This window comes from Streptomyces sp. SudanB182_2057 (genome assembly GCF_964272715.1).
Classification (GTDB): domain Bacteria; phylum Actinomycetota; class Actinomycetes; order Streptomycetales; family Streptomycetaceae; genus Streptomyces; species Streptomyces rubradiris.
Map to the genome: position 1 here is coordinate 1 of NZ_OZ186799.1, position 18013 is coordinate 18013.

Sequence of the window (18013 nt, forward strand, 5' to 3'; positions counted from 1 at the left end):
GCTGCAGGTTGCAGTTGATGACGAACGTGAGGTTGTCGAGTTCCTCGCGGGCGGCGAGGGCGAGGGCCGCGGTGGACTCCGGTTCGTCCATCTCGCCGTCGCCGAGGAAGGCCCAGACGTGGCTGTGGCTGGTGTCCTTGATCCCGCGGTGGTGCAGATAGCGGTTGAACCGGGCCTGGTAGATCGCCGAGAGCGGGCCGAGTCCCATGGAGACGGTCGGGAACTCCCACAGCCAGGGCAGTCGCCGGGGGTGGGGGTAGGAGGGCAGGCCGCCGCCGGCGGCCTCCATCCGGAAGCGGTCCAGGTCGGCCTCGTTCAGCCGGCCTTCGAGGAAGGCGCGGGCGTACACGCCGGGTGAGGCGTGGCCCTGGATGTAGAGCTGGTCACCGCTGCCGTCGGCGTCCTTGCCCTTGAAGAAGTGCTGGAAGCCGACCTCGTAGAGCCATGCGGCCGAGGCGTAGGTGGCCATGTGCCCGCCGAGGCCGCCTCGTTCGTTTCCGCGGGTGACCATGGCGGCGGCGTTCCACCTGTTCCATGCTGTGATCCGCGCTTCCATCGCCTCGTCGCCGGGGTAGGCCGGTTCGGCGGCGGTCGGGATGGTGTTGACGTAGGGGGTCACGGACGGCGGCGGCAGCGGCACTCCGGTCCGGCGGGCGTGATCGACGATCCGTCGCAGCAGCCGCGCGGTGCGCTGTGGCCCGACGGCGCCGACCGCGCCGTCCACGGAGGCGAGCCATTCGGCCACCTCCTGCGGGTCGGGTTCCGGCAGCTGGTCCAGCTGGTGGATCGGGGACATGGGATCGCCCTTCTGTGACGCGGGCCAGACCGGAACCGGGTAGGCCACTTGGCGGCGGCCGGTTTGTGTGGGTGGCACCGGCCGACTGGTCGTCGAAACCCTCGCGCTCATTACTTCCGCATTATGGAAGTTCGATTCCTCATTACAGAAACTACGTGCCGTCAGGTTGCATGGTCAATTGCTACCGGCCGGTAATTTCCTCGACGCCGGGGTTGGCCCATTCGCTGCCGTCGGAGGCGAACACGTGCGGACTGCACCGCACCCGGTGGCGGCGGGCGCACTGGAAGTCGAGGGTCACCAGGCGGCGGGCCCGGCCGTCGTCCAGCCCCTCGGCGATCAGGTCGCCGCGCACCCCCGGCGTCTCGCGGGCAAGGGCGATGATCTCCGAACGGGCGCCGATGGGCCGGCTGTGCGCCCAGAACGCCTGCCGCACGGCCAGGTCGAGCGCCTCGGCGGCCTCAAGTCCCTGCTCCTTGGCCAGTTGCACGGCCTCCAGCGCGAACAGCGAGGTGGAGGGGAACTTCCAGTCCGGCGAGCGCCACATCTGCCACCCGGCGTCCGGCTCGATGCGCGCGATCCCCCCGACCTCGGAGTCGGTGCCCCGGCGCGGGCTCGGGCCGTCGTTGAACATCTCCAGGGGGAAGGCGCGGTGGTCGATCCGCACCCGTTCGGTCAGTCCCAGCCGCTCCCGCGTGCTGTGCAGGCGGTACAGGGCGACGTGCGCGAACGAGCACCAGATGTCGGAGAAGACCGTCAGGGTGCCCGGTGGCGTGGTGGTGCGGGGGTCGGCGAGCCGCGCGACGTCGTGCGCCGGCAGGTCGGCCGCGGGGTGCAGGGGTTCGGCCGTCGGCATCAGGCGTTCCTCGATTCGTGTGCGTAGTCCATGACGTGCAGCTCCATCAGGCGTCCCAGGTGCGGATCGCCCCGGCGCAGGCCCTCGACGATCTCCTCGTGGTCCTCCGCGTTGTCGTGCAGCTCGGTGCGCAGCCACCGCAGGGACAGGCGGGTCCAGGCCTCGACGCCGAGCCAGTCCCAGTGCCGGATCAGGACCGGGTTCCCGCAGGCGTAGACGATGGCGCGGTGGAAGGCCACGCCGTGCAGGGCCTGGTCGTCGACGTCCCCGCCGGCCGCGGCCCGGCGCATGGCGAGCAGGTGCCGCTCGAGCACGGCGACGTTCCCGGCCAGGCGGGGGGCGGCCAGCATCACCGCGCGCCGTTCGAGGGAGGCGCGCACAAGGTACACGTCGCGCAGCTGGTCCAGGGTCAGCTCCCGTACCCGCACGCCTTTGTTGGGCGTGGAGGTCACGAGTTCCATGGTCTCCAGCTCGCGCAGCGCCTCGCGCACCGGCGCCTGGCTGACGCCCAGTTCGAGCGCGATGCGGCGCTCCACGATCCGGTCCCCGGGCTCCCAGCGGCCGGCCACCAGGCCTTCGAGGACGAAGACCCGCACGCGTTCGTGCAGGGGGACCCGCTCCAGGGCGGCGCCCGGCCTGGCGGCTCTGGGGGGCGGGGAGGATTCGGGCACCGCGGGGTTCGTGGGAAGAGACAACTCGGTTCTCCTCGGCTCAGACCATTTGAGCAATGATCGATCATCGGTTACGGTACTCGAACGACCAACCGCGTCCGTGGCAGACCTCTGTTGTCGCGTATCGGATGCGCCGGGTGTGGGCCCGGCCTCGCGAACTGTCGATTTCTCACCAGCGCCGCAGCGCGCTTTTCCATCACCCGCCTCGCCGGACCGGCCCTTAGACGCCCTGTCATCGCACAGCGCTGCGTCCCGCGGCCGGCCGGCACCGCCCAGGGAGAAGCATGACCGAGCAGCTGCTCGACCTCACTCAGCACGAGATCCAGGCCCTGCAGACCCGGCACAACCTCGCGGACGCACACACCCACCAGGAGCAGTCGCCGACCCAGCGGGACATCGTCGCCAACCTGCCCGAGCTGTGGTACGAAGCCGAGAAATCCCGCCAGATCGACCTGGAGAACCAGTTCAAAGAGGCCTTCTTCCGCCTCCACGGCCAGGACAGCGTCCGCCGGGACACGACCATGCTCTCCTACGCCGCGTCCATCTCCACCCTCGTCGCCGGCATGTACCTCAGCCGCAACGGCATATCCGTCTCGCTGATCGAGCCGTGCTTCGACAACCTGCCCGACGTGCTGAAGAACGTCGGTGTCAGCCCGCGGCCGATCCCGGAGAGCGTCCTGCACGACGCCGACCGGATCTACGACGAACTCGTCCGGCACGTAAAGACCGACGCCCTGTTCCTCGTCGACCCCAACAACCCGACCGGGTTCACGCTCCTCCAGCACGGCCGCAAGGGTTTTGAGGAGGTCGTCCGCTACTGCGTCGACCACGACAAACTCTTCGTCGTCGACCTGTGCTTCGCCGCCTTCGCCCTGGCCGACCCGCGCTTCGGCCGCTTCGACCTGTACAAACTCCTCGACGAGTCGGGCGTGCGGTACATCGCGCTCGAGGACACCGGCAAGACCTGGCCGCTGCAGGACGCCAAGTGCGCCATGCTCACCTGCAGCGCCGGCCTCTACGAGGAGGTCTACAACATCCACACCAGCGTCCTGCTGGACGTCTCCCCGTTCATCCTCAACTTCCTCACCCGCTACGTCGAGGACTCCATCGCCGACAACATGAAGTCGATCCGCGACGTCGTCACGACGAACCGCGAGACCGCGCAGAAGGTCCTCGCCGGCAGCCTGCTCGAACACATCGACCCGGCCGTCAACGTCAGCGTCGCCTGGTTCCGGATCACCGACGAGAACCTCAAGGCCACCGACCTGCAGCGCAAGCTCACCGAGCACGACGTCTACGTCCTGCCGGGCACCTACTTCTTCTGGCACACCCCGGAGAAGGGCGAGCGCTACGTCCGCATGGCGCTGGCCCGGGACGCCGCGGAGTTCGAGGAGGCCGTCCTCACGCTGCGCGAGGTGGTGGACTCCCTTGCCGGCTGACCCGCGTACCGAGACATACATCGACGCGTCCCTCTTCATGGGGATGCACGCCGCCGAACCGGACGTCCGGCAGGCCTGCGCCGCCTTCTTCACCCGGCACCTGCACGACCGGGTGTGGATGACGTACGAGGAGGTGGGGCGCTGCGACGACGTCGTCTGGGGCCTGCCGCGCGAGACGCAGGACGCCTACTACCCGTTCATGGACGTCCTGCACAGCACCATGCCGATCAAGCGGACCCCCTACACGGAGGACGCCTGGAAGGCCGCCGCCGACCTGCCCGGGACGGCCGGCCTGTCGCTGCGCGAGAAGCTCCTGCTGGCCTCTGCCGTCACCGCCGGCGCCCGGCTGGTCACGGTGAACCCCCGCCTGCTGAGGCTGGCCGGCGACGGCCTGGCCGTCGGCGCCCCCGACCGGGCGGCCGCCGGGGGCTTCCCGGAACCGCTGGCCGGCCTGTACCGCACCTCACTCGTCCTGGAGGTCGACCATGCCCGTGTCTGACCAGAAGACGCGCAACGTGGCGCGCCTGCGCGAGCTGACAGGGGTGATCGTCCCCCTCGTCACGCCCGTCGACGACAACGGCAAGGTGGACGAGGCGTCCGTGGCCCGCCTGCTGGACACCCTGCACGGCAGCGTGGACGGGTTCATGCCGGCGCTCAGCTCCGGCGAGGGATGGAAGCTGTCCCTCACGCAGTGGATGGACATGGTCCGCTACACCGTGCGCCACGCCCGCGGCCTGCCGGTGCTGGCGGGCGCGGAACTCGGCTTCGCCCCGCTGATCGCCGGCCGCAGCGAACTGGCGGCCTCCCTCGGCGCCGACGCCATCGTCGTGCCGCCGCCGTTCAGCAAGACCGAGAGCAACCAGCTCGGCTTCGTCGAGCACGTCCACGCCGTCGAACGCGACAGCGACCTGCCGATCTTCCTCTACTGCGAGAACGAGGTGTCGGGGTGGTCGCTGGACGCGGCCGAACTCGCCCAGGTGTGCGCGCTGCCGAGCGTCATCGGCGTCAAGGAGTCCAGCGCCGACGAGGACTTCACCCGGCGCCTCCTGGCCTGCGACCCGGGCGTGCCCGTGTTCCAGGGCTGGGAGCACCTGATCACCAAGGTGACGAAAACCGCCGGGTTCATCGGTTCGCTGGCGAACCTGGAACCGGAGGCGTGCCGGGCCGCCCTCGCACACCCCGACGGGGTGCGGCAGGCGCGCGTCGACGAACTGAGCAGACGCTACAAGCTCGACACCGAGGACTGGTACGTGCACATCAAGAAGGAACTCGCGGCCCGGGGCGTCATCGGCACCGGCCTGCCCGTCGACTGACCTCGACTGACCTCGCGAAGGAGGAGACACCCATGACCATCACCGCGCCCCCCGCGGCCACCGGCCGGCTCACTCCCCAGGCCCGTCTTTTCACACTCAACCGTTCCATCCCCACACCCGATGAACTGCGCGAGCTGATCGCCCTCGAAGAGGACCAGATAGCCCGGCGCGCGGCCCGTATCGAGGCCTCGGCCCCGCCCATGGCGGGCCGGGCCGACCTGATGCGCCTGATCAAGGAACGCCTGGCGCAGGAGGAGGCCGACCCGCCCGCATGCGAGCGCGTTCTGGCCGAGGACCTCACCCGCAACCAGTTCCGCGAGGTCGTCGCGCAGTTCGCGGTCGACGGCCTGACGGAGTCGGAGTCCTTCCTGCCCATCGTCTGGCGGCTGCCCAGGCGGGCCAAGATGGCCGTCTTCCGCGTCCTGGTCGACGAGTTCGGCTGCGGCAACCTCGACCAGGCCCACTTCAACATCTACCGGGAACTCGCCGGGGAACTCGGCCTGCCGCAGGACGAGCGGGACTACCTGCACAGCACCAACCCCGAGACGTTCGACTACGTCAACATGTTCTTCTGGGCGGCGACACGGGCACCCCGCCCCGAATACTTCCTCGGATGCCTGTGCTACCTGGAATCCAGCATCCTCTACGCGTTCAAGTGCTTCGCCGACGGCGCGACCCGGCTCGGCCTGCAAGGCGCGCGCTACTACACCGAACACCTGCACATCGACACCTTCCACGCCAAAGAACTCCACAACGCCATCCGCGAGTTCGACGCGGAAGCGGACCTCCAGCCGGCGAAGGTGTGGACCGGATTCATGCTCGCCAGCCAGATCCTGGGCGCCGCCACCGAAGCCGCGGTCGCCTCGGCACAGCGGACCGCACCATGAAACGCCCACCGGAGGTGACCATCGAACAGACCGGTGACAACACACTGAAAATCACCATCGGCGACAAACAATACGAAATCGAGGCGTTCTGCCCACACCGCCGCGGACACCTGGCCCACGGATACGTCAACACCCGCGCACTGCGCATCACCTGCCCCCTGCACCACTCCAGCTACAGCCTGGAAACCGGCACACTCACGGCCGGCCCCAGCGGCCGCACCCTGTGCTCCCGCCGGATCGACCAGACAGCGGAACAATCCTGAAGCGCGACACCACCCGCTCCGGGTGACAGCCGGGTACCAGCCGCGCGCCGGGCCCGCCCGCGCGGACCCGGCGCAACACGGACCCGCCCGGGACACGCACCGCCCCCACGCCCAGCCGACACCGTCACCGCCCCCCACACCCACCACGCCACCCTGCGACCCGCCCCCGGCCCGCCCACCCCCCGGCACACACCGCCTCGACGCGAGCCGCCGAGCAGCTGCTACGGCCGTGCAGTCCTACCCGTCCGCGACAGACGCGAACTGACACCCGGAAGCCCCCGACTGTGATCCTTGCAGTCGGGGGCTTGTGATCTTCGGCTATCGGACCCTACTGACTACATATCCGTCAGCCGTATACCCACAGCTCGTAGTCGTCACCGGGAACCCAGCTGCCGTTCTTGCATTCGTACCTGCTCCACCAGCCGCTCTGTATGCCCATCCTGCCCGCATCGGCGCAGTCGCTCTTCCAGGTGTAGTAGCCGTACAGATACCACGAAGCGGCGGCCACATCGGCCGCCCTCTTCTGCTGCGGCGCAGAGGCGACCTGCGCGGTTGTCGCGGCTTGGGCGGGCACTGCGACTCCCCCTACCAAGAGCGCAGACCCCAGCGCTATGCCAGCGAGAACACCACGTTTACGCATGACCTCTCTTCCCTTCCCTGAGACGCATCGCAAATTCGCGACGAGAGTCGTTGGAATACAGCGGACTCTGCGCACACATCGTGGCCGTCCGACCTTGGAGAAACCTTGGGGAAAACCTGAATTTCCAGGCCCGGGACAAACTATCTGAGCATGAATTTGGCCCGGACAGTGTCCGCAACAGCGGAGCGTCCATCCATGACGACGAACGGGGGCGGCGCGCCGCCCCGCTCCCCAGCGGGCCGTGCAGGGGCAGCTGGACTTCGCCATCAGAGAGCCGACGCGGCGGGACCCGGACGCCCTCTTCTGACGCCTCAGCCCCCGTTGGGGTAACAGGTCTAACCGGGGCTGACGTGTTCGGTTCGATCCGTGTCAGGTCAGGCCGGCGGAGGCGTTGCCGTCCCACGCGTCCATCCTGGGCGGGGCGGGTTTTACGTGCTGGCCGGTGAGCGGGGCGCGGTAGCGGATCGTAAGGCCAAGGATCGCTGTGGGCGTCCAGCTCGCCGGCGTGCTCGCCCCCGTCGTCCTCATGGCCGCCGACCGTGACCTGATCCGCCAGGGCGTCGCCGTCCCCAACTGGGAAGCCGCTCGGGGTGTGCTGGGGAGGATCGGCAGGGCGGAGGCGGGCATGCAGAGCAGCACCAGCACGATCGTGGGCGCCGGATACGGCCTGGCCGGAGCCGTGCGGCTGGCCCGAGCCCACCCGGTGGCCGCCGGAGTGACGGTTGCTGCTGCTGGCACCTACGCATACCTCAACCGAAGCCGGTTCTCCGGCGACACCCGTGCGAAGCTCGCCCGGTTTGGCACGGAGGCCTTGGAGATCCTGAGAGCCGTTCGTCCAGCACGAGGTGCACGGGCGCGACTGGGCTCAGGCGCAGCGCGGCACCGCCGGGGACGACGTACTGTCGCAGGTGTCCCGCCTGCTCGCCCGCACGCCCGAGCCGATGACCCGGACCGACATCCTCGCCGCCCTGCCCGAGTCGGTGCAGACGCCACACCGTCGGCAGATGGACGGGCTGGGGCGGCTCCTGCACCGCTTCCCCGCCTTCCATCAAGCGGAGCCTGGCAGGTGGCAGTTGGGCCGGGCCAACGCGCAGGTACGTCCGCGTCCATGAGGACGCCCGCGTGCCGATAATTCGCCGACCGCATCCTTGAGCTGTCGGTATGGTCCTGGCATGGACTCGCCGGTCACGTTCGATCGTCTCTATGAGGGCGCCAAGCGCTTTGCCCGCCTGGCGATGGAAGCCCACACCGAGCAGGACCAAGAGGTCTTCCTCCTGCACGCCGGCGTCAGTGTGGAGCGCCTGGCGAAGGCGGCGTTGGCCCGGGTCCATCCCACCCTGCTCTCCGAGGTGAACGGCAAGGACGACATGCTGCTGCACTTTGCGGGAGCGGTGTCCAAACCGCCGACTCGTCTGAGGACGATCGGTGCGTCGACGGCGATCGGCCGGCTGCGGAAGATGGACGTTCTGCCGCAGAAATCCAAGTCCAGCAGCGAGGCTGACGACCTGGACGGTCTGATCGAGCTACGCAACGGTGTCGCTCACCTCGGCACGAGCGACGTGGAGGACTACCTCGGAACCTTCGTCGTGACCGTGAACCGGCTGTTACCGCACCTGGGGCAGGAGTCCGGCTCCTTTTGGGAGTCGTGGTCGGACGCGGTCCAAGTGGTGTTGGACGACCGAGCCGACCGCCTGCAGAAGGACGTGCGCCTGCGGATGAACCAGGCCCGCCACCGGTTCAGGACACGCTTCGCGGACCTTCCGGAGGGAGCGGTCGACGGCATTGAGCAGGCGGTGAGCGAACGCGGGCTGATAGTGGTCGAGGTCGGCCCGGAAAAGGCGCTGTTCCAGACCCTGAGCCGGTGCCCTGCCTGCGACCGGGAGGCCGCCGCGTTGTTCCTGGCCGTTGGCCAGGACTCCGAACTGTTCGACATGGAACTGACGGCCGAAGGTCTCGTGTGCGGGTTGTGCGGGTTCCGCCTCTCCAGCAGCGCTGAGGTCGAGGCCGTCGGCTTGCCGACCACCGTCCAGTTCTCCGTGGAGGATCTGACGAGGATCGTCACGGAGGCATCGGACCCGACGGAGCGCCTCGCCACCATCAGGCTCAGTCTGCCGACCGTGAAGCGCGCGGACGCGCATGACAGTTGGTAGACACCTTCGGCAGAGGCTGTCGAGGGCTTGCAGGGTCTCGTAGTAGCGGGTGGGGTCGGTACGTTTCCACTCGGGCGGAACTTCGGTGTACGAGAGGGAATCTGAGTCCTCAGGGGGGAAGGTACCGCCGAACTCGTTGGCCAGGTGGCCGAGTGCATCAACAAGGTCCTGGTGCAGCCTCGCCAGGCCGGGATCGGTGAAGTCGACGATGTCCCGCTGCAAGGCCTCGTGGGCGTCGTCCACGCCTGCCGCCACCCAGTCAGGAACGCGGCGCAGCGGCTGCCCCGACAGCAGCAACCTCATCCACGGGACATCCGGTGGAATCGCGCGTGCCATCCGCGTCATCTTGTCCCGGTCCGGTCCCCCCCATGGAGACCGTCTGCCTTCCGACAGCCCGGCTGAACTCCCCATTGCCGGGACTGCGCAGATGCAACTCGAACTGTGCGTCCGCCGCTGCTCGTATCGCCTCGTACAGGTCCACGGCCGCCGAGATCACTCGAGGAGCGGCGAGCATCTGCAGCTCCCGAAGCTGGTTGAGCAGATTCGGAACGTCGGCCTCCACTACGGTCACGGCCGCAGGCACCGGGGCATCGAGCGACTCGACCGGTGGTGCGATCCAGCTGCGAAAAAGGCCCGCCTGAAGGGCTTGGGCGGCCCGGAAATAGGAACGGCAGACGTTCAGGATCTCACCCCTCCCATCGTCCAGGTAATGCGCCACGGGATGGCTCCGGATTAGTAGTCGAGGTCCAGGTAGTCGATGTCGTTGATTTCCACGTCCGACAGTCCCATGGCGCGGGCTCCGCCGTCCTGGAAATACACTTCTTTGAATCCTTCGGCGATGATTTGGCGCATCTGCTGGTCGCCGGCCCCGGCATTGCGGGCGTCGAAGAGGCGCTGTGCGTACTGCGGGGGGAGGTGCACGGTGAGTCGCCGGAAGCGGCCGTCGTCGGTCGTGCCGATCGGCGCGGTGTAGCCGAACCGGGCCCGGGTCTCCACGGTGATCCCGGTGCTGGTGGCGGCCTGGCGCTGCCGGCGCTTGCGGACCAGGGGCTGCCATCGTTGCCGGACGGCAGCGTCGATCTTCGCGGCGACGTCGGCGCGGGCGTGCTTGCGGGCGCCGCGGCGGTAGCGGTTGACGGAGTCGGCGGTGACGCCGATCTCCGCCGCTACGGCCTTCGCGCTTCCGAACTGCCGGATCAGGAAGCTGATCTGGCCCTTGAGGGTCTTGGGCGGCTCCTTGGTGAACGCCTCCCGGTCGGCGCGCTCGATGGCGTCCTCGATCTCTCCCGGCATGGCTTCAGCTCCCTTCGGGGGTCGGGTCCTGGCGGTCGGGGCCGATCAGGTGGAACCAGGTCTCGCGTGTCTCGCGCAGGTCGTGCCGCCACAGCGCGGGCCGCGGTGACGAGGCGCCGCTTGGGGCGGATCCGCCCGAAGCGGCGGACCGGCCGGTGTCGGTGGTCACGGTCCTATTCGCCTTCATCCATGACGGCGTCGCCGCCCTTGATGTGGCGGGCGGGGTTGAGCCCCTGCTCCATCAGGCCGACCGCCCACAGCATCGTCTGGACGCCCTCCAGCTTCGCCAGGCCCGGCGTGGGCCCGAGGCGGAAGGCGCCGGGGATGGGCTTGCCGGACTCCGAGTACGGCAGGAAGTCCAGCGGGCTCGGGCCGGGTGCGGGGTAGACGACGCAGTCGGAGAGCACCGCGAGCGGGTACAGGCCGGTGAACTCCGCCATCTTCAGCATCTTGCGGTGCATGTTGACCCGGGCCTTGGCGATGACGGCGGCGCGGATGTCGGGGCGCCAGGTCGGGCGCATCATGGCCGGCCACGGGTCGCCGTCCTTGTAGCCCTTGCCCTGCGGGTTCTCGAACAGCTTCCCGATGCCGCCCTTGACCGTCGCCTTGATCGCGGCGAGGACGGCGGCCATCGCCGGGTCGGCGTCCTTGTGCCGCTCCATCGCCGCCAAGAAGTCCGCGTCCGACAGGTCCTTGGTGACGCCGAGGTCGGCGAGGGTGTCGACGTAGGCGTTCTTCAGGCGGTCGTGCCACGGGTCCAGGTACGCACCGGTCTCCCGGCGCAGGTACGCCTCGATCGGCTGGACGTTGTAGCCGAGTTCCTGGGCGTAGGCGACGGTGTGCGTCTGGTACCAGGCCGGGCCGGCCGGGCGCTCGCCGGTCGGCGTGAACGGCGAGGGCAGGCGCGGGTCCAGTTCCACGTGGGACAGGTCGACCAGCCAGGAGCCGGGGATCTTCGGGTTGAACTTCGGGGCGTAGAAGTGGTCCGGGGCGCTGAGGCCGACGACCAGGCGGGCGGCGGCGGCGAGGAAGGCGGTGTTCAGGTCCAGGCCCACCGCGTAGGGCAGCGTGCACTCCTCGTCGGTGAGCAGGTCCACCGGCCGCACCCACTGGTAGGCCTCCTCGTTGAGGAAGCCGCCCTTCCAGCCGATCCGGTGGATCGCGGGGTGCTCGGGCTGGCCCTCCGGCGGCGCCGGGTCCATCGGCTCCGTCCCCAGGCTGCCGGGATTCGGGCCGGAGACCCAGTTGCCGGTCTCCTCGTCCCGCACCGGCCGGGTCGGCGGGCGCAGCGCGGTCATCAGCTCCAGCCCGGAGACGGCCGTCGACCCGCGCGGGGTGATGACCCGCTGGGCGTAGGTCCCCAGCACCCGGGCGACGTCGGCCGGCTCCATCTCGCTCACGCCGGGCCAGGCCCGGGAGTCGAGCGCGTCCCACGGCAGGACCGCCAGCTGCACACACTGCCGGTCGCGGCCCTGCGCCTTGCGGTAGATCCGCGCCCACGGGCCGAAGCCGCGCTGGGTGAGCTGCCACTTGGCCTTCAAGACCTGCTTGACGACCGGGTGGTCCTCGGGCAGGCGCAGGCCCCGGCGGTCCTCCAGGCGCTCGGGCAGCCCGAGCTTCGCGGCCGCGGCCGCCGTGAGGACGATCAGCGGGTCCTGGTCCTTGCCGTGACGGTGCAGCTTCGGCGCGCCGAGACCGGACTCGCGCAGCGTCCACTCCACCAGCTCCACCACCGTAGTCGCCGGGCAGTCCAGCACGATCCCGCCGACGCCGTACGCGGAACCGTCGCCATCGAGGACGGCCAGCGGGCCGCGGGGGAAGCGCGGGTCGACGGCGGGCGCGGCCGCCGTCTTCGCCGCCGGGCGCCGGGACGACATCGCCGGGCGCGCGGCCGGACGGGCGGGCCGCTCAGGCGCGACCGGGGCGGCAGGAGCCTGGACCGGCGCGGCGGCAGATACCTCCGGCTCGGAGGTGGCCGGGCCGGTGAACGTCGCGGGCACCTCCGGCTGCGGCACGGCGGCCGGGGCGGGCGCAGCAGGGACACCGTGTGCGGGGTACTTCGCCGCCCATCCCTTGAGCAGCCGCTGGTACGCCTCCAGGCGTGGCGACTTCGGCTCGGAGCGGCCGTTCTCGTAATTCTTGACCGTCTGCACGGTGGACTTCAGTGCCTGGGCGAGGCGGGCCTGGGTGATGCCGGCGGCCTCGCGAAGCCGGGCGCGCTCCGCCGGGGGCGGGAGCTGAGGCTCCTCCTCCAGCAATGCGTCGACGTTCGCGAACAGCTCTTCCTCGGACGCCATGTCGATCTCCTCTCGCAACTCACCCTACCACCGATTAACCTTATTTTTAGCCTCTTTTTTAACCCACCCGAATGGCGCGGCGGGGTGGATGCGGAGGGCGCGGCCCCGCCGCTTCGTGTGCGCCCAGAAGTGGCCGCAGGGGCAATCTCGTTGTCCTTCCGTCACCTGGTGGGGCGGGCCCGGTGCTGCGAGACTCCGGTGACATGCATGCGCAGGAGAGACAGGACGCTCAGGCCGCCGCCCGGCGTACGACGTCGACGCCGCGCGCCGGGACTCGGCCCGTGCCCGCCCCCGTGCCGCACGCCCTGCCGCACGGAGCGGGGAACGCGGCGGTGACCGAGGCGCTGCGGCGCGGGCCGGGGGCGTCGGTGCAGCGCATGCCCGCCGACACCGCGGACACCGCCGGTCCGACGGGGCAGACGTCCCCGCTGGACGGGCTGGAGGCCCGGCTGCGGCAGTGCGCCCACGACGGCAACGCGACGGTCATGAAGCGGCACACCATGATCCTGCGCCTGGACCAGGACCTGGTCGGCCTGGAGGGCGACGGCCGGCTGTCGGACCAGGACCAGCGTCGGGTCGCCGCACTACGGCAGGGCGTCGACCAGCAGAAGGCGGCCGTCGAGGAGCGCGCACGGCGGCTGGAGGGCTATCTGGCGTCTGACGACGGCTCGTACACGATGATGGTCGAGTCCGGACAGTTGTGGACGGACAGGTTCTGGCCCTACGCCCTCGAAAAGCTGCGGACGCGCCTCAGCCTCGCCTGGCGCGGGGGCAGGCAGGGCCGCACGTACTTCGACAAGCTGTCCAGCATGAACATGGCGGGCATGCGGCAGGACACGAAGCAGGCGGGGGACGACTGGGCCCCGCGGATGCGGGCCGGCCTCGAGGATCAGCTCCGCCGGAGCGTGGTCAGGCACTACACGACCGAGAAGCGCACCAGGCTGATGGTCTCGGGCGGGATGAAGTCGAAGGCGGACCTGGAGAGCAGCGAGTACGAGTACCGGCACAACACCACGGCCTTCGACGAACACGGCCTGGGCAACCTGGGGTTCGTCTTCTTCTACATCGAGGACCCCTCCGCGCCCTTCCGGGGGTCCCGCTTCGCGGAGGACGAGGAGGACGACTCGCCGCCCGCCCGCATCACGCTGGACATCGAGGCATCGGGCCTGCTGTCCAAGGGCTGGGTGATGCTCAGCGACTTCGCCCAGCGGGAGTTCCCGACCGTGATGGCCGACGAGAACAACCCGGACCGGACCGACTCCTTCCTGCCCACACGGGAGGAGGAGCGCCGGCATCCCGGGTACCAGCTCCTGGTCCGCCGGTTCGAGCAGGGCGTCGGTGCCCTGACCGACCAGGACGTGGAGGAGATGATGGCACTCGGAGCAGAGAACGGGAGCCGGTCCAAGGCGCTGAGTGTCGTACGGCCGCTCGTCCGGGGCGATGCGCAGAGCCGGATGACCTACGGCGCCCAGGGGCAGGACAGCTACCCGGAGCCGCTCGTCCGCAACGTCCTCACCGGCAAGGACATCATCCCGGGCCTCGCCGAACGGGCCGTACTGGAGGTGAGCCGGATCGAACGGGTCAACCCCGACCTGGCCGACCGGCTCAAGGGCATGTCTCCGAGGGAACTCATGAAATTCCTGCTCAAGGACCTGCTGCGGCCGCAGGCGATGATCCCGGGGCCGCTGAAGGTCACGCAGCGGGACATCGAGGTGCTGCCCGACTGAAGGACATCGCGCAAGGCGGTGACCCGAACAGCCGGGAGCGGGTGACGGGCTCGGGCGGACGGTCAGCCCAAGGGGAGGTCCAGGCGGGCCTCGGAGCCGATCCGCAAGGCGCTGTAGGAGGGGTTGTCGTCCGAGTAGAGCCGGTCCCGGGCGTAGACCACGAGCATGACCCTGTGGTCCGCGGCGATGTCGTAGGCGGCCTGGAGGTCCCAGGACACGGTGGCGGCCTGGCGGTCATGGCCTCGTCCGCGACCCACAGCTCGGTCACTGCCACCGGGTACTGGGCGCTGGCGGTACGGCGCGACGCCGAGCGGGCGGCGGCTCTGGCCGAGCCGGTGAGGCGCACCGCGCAGGCCCGGCGGGAGCCGCCGGGGGTGGACTACCACCGGCTGTCCGCCGAGGAGCACCGGTGGATCTTCGACGAGCTGATCGTGCCGGACCTGCTGGCACGCCTGACACCGCAGGAGCGGCCGATCGTCGTGTACGTCATGGAGCAGCCCGGCGCGGGCAGGACCCGGATGACGCCGATGATCCGGCGCACCCTGCGGGGGCGGCCGGTGCGGATCAGCGGTGACGATTTCCAGGCCGCCCACCCCGACTGCCTGCGGTTGCTGACGGAGAGGCCGCGTACGGCCGGTGAGCGGACCCGTGCGGACTACCGGGCCTGGCAGGCGTTGGCCGAGCAGCACGTACGCCGGCGGCGCAGCGACGCGGTCGTCGAGATCGCCCCCGTCAGTGCTGCGGCCTTCACCGCGGGGGCGATGCTGTACCGGCAGGCGGGGCTATCGGGTTGAGCTTGTTGTCCTGGCCGTGCGGGCGGCAGAATCCCTGCAGGGAACCGCCGAGCGCTACGCCCGCCTCAGCGGCCACGGTGCTCCCGCGCGGTTCACCACCGCCGGCGGGCACGACGCCCACTTCGCCGCGCTGCCCGACGCGGTCGCCGCCGCCGAGGACACGCACGTGGCCGACGCCGTCACCGTGCTGCGGCGGGACACCACCGTCGTCTACCGCAACGAGCGCCGCCCGGACGGCTTGTGGGCGCGGCCGGCCGGCACCGTGACCGCGCTGCCCCTGGAGCAGGCGCGCCCCTACACCGAGGCGGAGGCCGCGCGGTTCTGGGAGGTGCAGCGCCGACTGCGGGCGGCGATGCCGCACTACCGGGACGCGCTGGCCGGTATCGCCCGGCGCGCGTGGCCGCTGATGCCGCCTCACCTGCAGCCGCACCGCCTGACCGGGCCCCCGGCCGTGGCCGCCCTGCCCGCCCGCGCTTACGAGCCGGGGGTCTGCAGTTCCTTCAGCCGGGCCGCGTAGAGCACGGCCAGACGCGCCGTCTCCTGCGCGTTGGCGTCCTCGAGACGGTCGCGGTCCCGCACGCACTCCAGCCGCTGCGCGATCAGTTCGCTGAGGGCCTCCGGGGTGGCGCCGGCCCGCCAGGCGGCGAGGATGCGCTGGCTGTACCAGGCAATCACCTGCCCCACCAGCTCGACGGCGACCTCGTGGTCGGCGGCGACCTCGTAGTCGACGACGCCGTCCAGCCCGTCGTCCGGGGGCTGGCCGCCGGCCCGGTCGGGGGCCGGGGGCGGGTCGGGAGTTGCGGGGGTGGGCGGCGTCGGCAAGTTCACGCTCGTACGCGAACTCGAAGCCGCGCTCGGCGGGAGCAGGCCGGCGCAGTGGGGCGAGCCGGTCTGGACCGGGCGCAGGATCCTGCCCGTCCAGATCGCCCTGGCCCGCTCGGCCGGTACGACCTTCGAAGACGTCGTCCTGACCATCCGGGCCGCGCTCGCCGCCGCCGTCGCGCGGCCGCTGCCCGCCTTCGACATCGCGCTGCGCCGCTAGGGAGATCCAGCACCCGGCATAACCGCTCGGCGCCTACCTCGAACGCGGCGGCCTGGCCGCCCGGTTCGGCAAGGCCCTGCCGCAGCAGACCCAGGCCGTCCTCAGCGACATCGCCCAGGCCCTGCTGCTGCCCGGCACCGTCGGCTCGGTCGCCGGCGAAGTCGTCACCACCGTCGTCGGCGCGCTGCGCGAGCGACGCCAGACCGTGCGGGCCCTGGCCGCCTGCACCCGGCTCGCGCCCCTGCTGGAGAGCGAGCCCGGCCTGGAGGCGCTCTCCTTCTACCCACACCTTCTGGCCTGGGAGCTGCACCAGCTGCCCGACGACAAGAAGACCATCCCGGTGATCCTGTTGGACACCTTCGAGGACACCGCCGACCGCCACCGCGACCTCGAACGCCTCCTGCAGCGCCTGGTGTGGCTCATGCCGAACCGCTTCTTCGTCATCAGCGGCCGCAACCGCCTGCAGTGGGCCGGCCCCGCGCTGCACGGGGAGCTCGACTACCGGTCCCACCGCCTGGTCCCGCCTGGCCACCACGCCCGGCCCGCTCCCGCTGCCCCGGCACAGCACCTCCACCGGGCGGCAGCACCTGATCAGTGACCTCTCCCCCGAAGACTGCGACGACCACCTCGCCCGCCGCCTCACCCAGGACGGCCGGCCCCTCATCAAACCCGAGATCCGGGCCGTGATCACCGCCCGCTCCCACGGCCTGCCCCTCCACCTGGACCTGGCCGTCGCCCGCTTCCTGGACATCCGCCGCACCCGCGAACCCCAGCCCGCCGACTTCGATCACACCTCCCCCGCCCTGCTGGCCCGCGCCCTGTCCGACCTCACCCCCGACGAACGGCACGTCCTGCGCTCGGTGTCGCTGTTGGACGCCTTCGCCCTCGACTTGGCCACCCGCGCCGCGGGCCTCACCCACCAGGCCCCCGCCCGGCGCTTGACCGAACGTCCCATCGTCCAGGCCAATCCCGACGCGCTGTGGCACTACCACCTGCACGGCGCGATCCGCTCCGCCCTGACCGAGGCCGACGACCACACCGACGACGCTGGACACCCGCGGCTGGCACCAGACCGCCACCCGCGCCCTGGCCGCCCTCGGCGATCAATGGGCCACGAACACCGCCCTCACCCCCAGCCGCATGCTCCTGGTCGCCTGCCTGCGCCAGGGACTGCACCTGGTCCGCGATCACCGCCTGAGCGACCTGGGCTAACTCACCGACGTCGCCCACGCCTACACCGACGACTCCGTGTGGGAACCCCACCGGCCGGTGCCGCGCGAGGCCTCGGCACACCTTCCGCAGTTCAAGCAGACCTTCGGCTGGAACACCCCGAAGATCCGCACCCGAGGCCGCCGACCGCTGGACCTGGCTGATCCTCGCTGCCTACACCCAACTGCGTCTGGCCCGCCCATTGGCAGCCGACCGGCGCCGTCCCTGGGAGAGGCCCAGCCCTCCGCACAGGCTCACTCCCGCCCGCGTCCGCCGCGACTTCCGGCACATCCGCCCACAGGCCGTCTGCCCGGCCAAAGCACCGGAACCCACCCTCCCCGGTCCTGGCCGACCACCGGGCCGCAAGAACACCCGTCCCGCACCCCACCACGAGTGCACACACCCAAGAAAACACAGCCAGCGAAACGACCAAGAAAAAAGACTACCGCCCCGAAACCTCGCCGCACAGGTTAAAGATCAAGCTAGATTCCGCCAAAGTGGCGGTATTCATTGCGTGTAGCGGAAGCCTCGTGCTTGAGTACGTGCCTGGCACACTGATGTGAAACTCACCTGGACATGCCGTGATTTGCCTGCGGTTTTACAACCGGTAGAGGATCGGTGAAGCAGCGCCCCATGGTG

Annotated in this window: 21 protein-coding genes and 2 pseudogenes; 13 read left to right on the forward strand and 10 right to left on the reverse strand. The window is 70.2% G+C overall.

The features are described 5' to 3' along the window. The 3 genes and pseudogenes from ACSURM_RS38200 to ACSURM_RS38210 all read right to left on the reverse strand — a co-directional run. A pseudogene (locus ACSURM_RS38200) lies at positions 1–796 on the reverse strand (2-oxo acid dehydrogenase); the annotation flags it as partial. 181 nt (positions 797–977) lie between these two features. Continuing rightward, positions 978–1649, reverse strand: coding sequence for a DsbA family oxidoreductase (locus ACSURM_RS38205; protein ID WP_436961283.1), 672 nt, complete (start codon positions 1647–1649; stop codon positions 978–980). Beyond that, on the reverse strand, positions 1649–2344 hold the full coding sequence (locus tag ACSURM_RS38210; protein ID WP_436961284.1) for a GntR family transcriptional regulator: 696 nt from the start codon (positions 2342–2344) through the stop codon (positions 1649–1651). The genes ACSURM_RS38205 and ACSURM_RS38210 overlap by 1 nt, the downstream gene beginning before the upstream one ends. A gap of 260 nt (positions 2345–2604) precedes the next feature. Between ACSURM_RS38210 and ACSURM_RS38215 the strand changes: the two genes are divergently transcribed. The 5 genes from ACSURM_RS38215 to ACSURM_RS38235 are packed head-to-tail and all read left to right on the forward strand — an operon-like array spanning position 2605 to position 6222. Further along, positions 2605–3759 (forward strand): pyridoxal phosphate-dependent aminotransferase, encoded by a 1155-nt coding sequence (locus ACSURM_RS38215; RefSeq protein WP_436960844.1) that lies wholly within the window; start codon positions 2605–2607, stop codon positions 3757–3759. Further along, entirely contained in the window at positions 3749–4258 is a 510-nt protein-coding gene (locus ACSURM_RS38220; protein WP_436960842.1) for a DUF6190 family protein, read from the forward strand. The genes ACSURM_RS38215 and ACSURM_RS38220 overlap by 11 nt, the downstream gene beginning before the upstream one ends. Continuing rightward, positions 4245–5072 carry a dihydrodipicolinate synthase family protein gene (locus ACSURM_RS38225; protein ID WP_436960840.1) on the forward strand — a complete coding sequence of 276 codons (828 nt, stop codon included), beginning with the start codon at positions 4245–4247 and terminating at the stop codon, positions 5070–5072. Before ACSURM_RS38220 ends, ACSURM_RS38225 begins: the two co-directional genes overlap by 14 nt. A 32-nt stretch (positions 5073–5104) precedes the next feature. Beyond that, positions 5105–5959 carry an iron-containing redox enzyme family protein gene (locus ACSURM_RS38230; protein WP_436960838.1) on the forward strand — a complete coding sequence of 285 codons (855 nt, stop codon included), beginning with the start codon at positions 5105–5107 and terminating at the stop codon, positions 5957–5959. Further along, positions 5956–6222: a Rieske (2Fe-2S) protein gene (locus ACSURM_RS38235; protein WP_436960836.1), complete on the forward strand. Its 267-nt coding sequence runs from the start codon at positions 5956–5958 to the stop codon at positions 6220–6222. The genes ACSURM_RS38230 and ACSURM_RS38235 overlap by 4 nt, the downstream gene beginning before the upstream one ends. Before the next feature lie 346 nt (positions 6223–6568). On the opposite strand, the gene ACSURM_RS38240 is transcribed toward ACSURM_RS38235, so the two are convergent. Further along, on the reverse strand, positions 6569–6796 hold the full coding sequence (locus ACSURM_RS38240) for a hypothetical protein (RefSeq protein ID WP_436960834.1): 228 nt from the start codon (positions 6794–6796) through the stop codon (positions 6569–6571). Between the two features lie 911 nt (positions 6797–7707). On the opposite strand from ACSURM_RS38240, the gene ACSURM_RS38245 reads away from it, so the two are divergent. Then, positions 7708–7974 carry a hypothetical protein gene (locus ACSURM_RS38245; protein WP_436961285.1) on the forward strand — a complete coding sequence of 89 codons (267 nt, stop codon included), beginning with the start codon at positions 7708–7710 and terminating at the stop codon, positions 7972–7974. 60 nt (positions 7975–8034) lie between these two features. Next, positions 8035–9012 carry a hypothetical protein gene (locus tag ACSURM_RS38250; protein ID WP_436961286.1) on the forward strand — a complete coding sequence of 326 codons (978 nt, stop codon included), beginning with the start codon at positions 8035–8037 and terminating at the stop codon, positions 9010–9012. Positions 9013–9271: 259 nt separating this feature from the next. Here ACSURM_RS38250 and ACSURM_RS38255 read toward each other — a convergent pair whose 3' ends face one another. The 4 genes from ACSURM_RS38255 to tap are packed head-to-tail and all read right to left on the reverse strand — an operon-like array spanning position 9272 to position 12602. After that, positions 9272–9730: a hypothetical protein gene (locus ACSURM_RS38255; protein ID WP_436961287.1), complete on the reverse strand. Its 459-nt coding sequence runs from the start codon at positions 9728–9730 to the stop codon at positions 9272–9274. A 14-nt stretch (positions 9731–9744) separates the two neighbouring features. Then, the gene (tpg, locus tag ACSURM_RS38260; RefSeq protein WP_436961288.1) at positions 9745–10305 is read right to left on the reverse strand and encodes a telomere-protecting terminal protein Tpg; all 561 of its coding nucleotides are present in this window, start codon (positions 10303–10305) and stop codon (positions 9745–9747) included. 4 nt (positions 10306–10309) lie between these two features. Beyond that, positions 10310–10474, reverse strand: a complete 165-nt coding sequence (locus ACSURM_RS38265) for a hypothetical protein (protein ID WP_436961289.1) — start codon at positions 10472–10474, stop codon at positions 10310–10312. 4 nt (positions 10475–10478) lie between these two features. Next, positions 10479–12602, reverse strand: a complete 2124-nt coding sequence (gene tap / locus ACSURM_RS38270) for a telomere-associated protein Tap (RefSeq protein WP_436961290.1) — start codon at positions 12600–12602, stop codon at positions 10479–10481. Between the two features lie 281 nt (positions 12603–12883). On the opposite strand from tap, the gene ACSURM_RS38275 reads away from it, so the two are divergent. Beyond that, on the forward strand, positions 12884–14329 hold the full coding sequence (locus ACSURM_RS38275; RefSeq protein WP_436961291.1) for a hypothetical protein: 1446 nt from the start codon (positions 12884–12886) through the stop codon (positions 14327–14329). Positions 14330–14391: 62 nt separating this feature from the next. Here ACSURM_RS38275 and ACSURM_RS38280 read toward each other — a convergent pair whose 3' ends face one another. After that, positions 14392–14547 carry a hypothetical protein gene (locus ACSURM_RS38280; RefSeq protein ID WP_436961292.1) on the reverse strand — a complete coding sequence of 52 codons (156 nt, stop codon included), beginning with the start codon at positions 14545–14547 and terminating at the stop codon, positions 14392–14394. 18 nt (positions 14548–14565) lie between these two features. Between ACSURM_RS38280 and ACSURM_RS38285 the strand changes: the two genes are divergently transcribed. After that, positions 14566–15123: a zeta toxin family protein gene (locus tag ACSURM_RS38285; protein WP_436961293.1), complete on the forward strand. Its 558-nt coding sequence runs from the start codon at positions 14566–14568 to the stop codon at positions 15121–15123. Positions 15124–15139: 16 nt separating this feature from the next. Then, positions 15140–15640, forward strand: coding sequence for a zeta toxin family protein (locus ACSURM_RS38290; protein WP_436961294.1), 501 nt, complete (start codon positions 15140–15142; stop codon positions 15638–15640). Here ACSURM_RS38290 and ACSURM_RS38295 read toward each other — a convergent pair. Next, entirely contained in the window at positions 15598–15951 is a 354-nt protein-coding gene (locus ACSURM_RS38295; RefSeq protein WP_436961295.1) for a hypothetical protein, read from the reverse strand. The genes ACSURM_RS38290 and ACSURM_RS38295 overlap by 43 nt on opposite strands. Here ACSURM_RS38295 and ACSURM_RS38300 point away from each other — a divergent pair. The 3 genes and pseudogenes from ACSURM_RS38300 to ACSURM_RS38310 form a co-directional block, all read left to right on the forward strand. Further along, the gene (locus ACSURM_RS38300; RefSeq protein WP_436961296.1) at positions 15929–16165 is read left to right on the forward strand and encodes a hypothetical protein; all 237 of its coding nucleotides are present in this window, start codon (positions 15929–15931) and stop codon (positions 16163–16165) included. The two genes, ACSURM_RS38295 and ACSURM_RS38300, sit on opposite strands and share 23 nt — an antisense overlap. Positions 16166–16370: 205 nt before the next feature. Then, complete coding sequence (locus ACSURM_RS38305) at positions 16371–16763, forward strand: hypothetical protein (protein ID WP_436961297.1); 393 nt, start codon at positions 16371–16373, stop codon at positions 16761–16763. A 690-nt stretch (positions 16764–17453) separates the two neighbouring features. Then, positions 17454–17848: pseudogene (locus ACSURM_RS38310) on the forward strand (NF041680 family putative transposase); the annotation flags it as partial. Positions 17849–18013: the final 165 nt, after the last annotated feature.

Coding starts and splice junctions, on each gene's coding strand:
- ACSURM_RS38205 (WP_436961283.1), bottom strand. CDS start 1,649: ATGCCGACGGCCGAACCCCTGCACCCCGCGGCCGACCTGCCGGCGCAC.
- ACSURM_RS38215 (WP_436960844.1), top strand. CDS start 2,605: ATGACCGAGCAGCTGCTCGACCTCACTCAGCACGAGATCCAGGCCCTG.
- ACSURM_RS38225 (WP_436960840.1), top strand. CDS start 4,245: ATGCCCGTGTCTGACCAGAAGACGCGCAACGTGGCGCGCCTGCGCGAG.
- ACSURM_RS38230 (WP_436960838.1), top strand. CDS start 5,105: ATGACCATCACCGCGCCCCCCGCGGCCACCGGCCGGCTCACTCCCCAG.
- ACSURM_RS38235 (WP_436960836.1), top strand. CDS start 5,956: ATGAAACGCCCACCGGAGGTGACCATCGAACAGACCGGTGACAACACA.
- ACSURM_RS38250 (WP_436961286.1), top strand. CDS start 8,035: ATGGACTCGCCGGTCACGTTCGATCGTCTCTATGAGGGCGCCAAGCGC.
- tpg (WP_436961288.1), bottom strand. CDS start 10,305: ATGCCGGGAGAGATCGAGGACGCCATCGAGCGCGCCGACCGGGAGGCG.
- tap (WP_436961290.1), bottom strand. CDS start 12,602: ATGGCGTCCGAGGAAGAGCTGTTCGCGAACGTCGACGCATTGCTGGAG.
- ACSURM_RS38285 (WP_436961293.1), top strand. CDS start 14,566: ATGGCCTCGTCCGCGACCCACAGCTCGGTCACTGCCACCGGGTACTGG.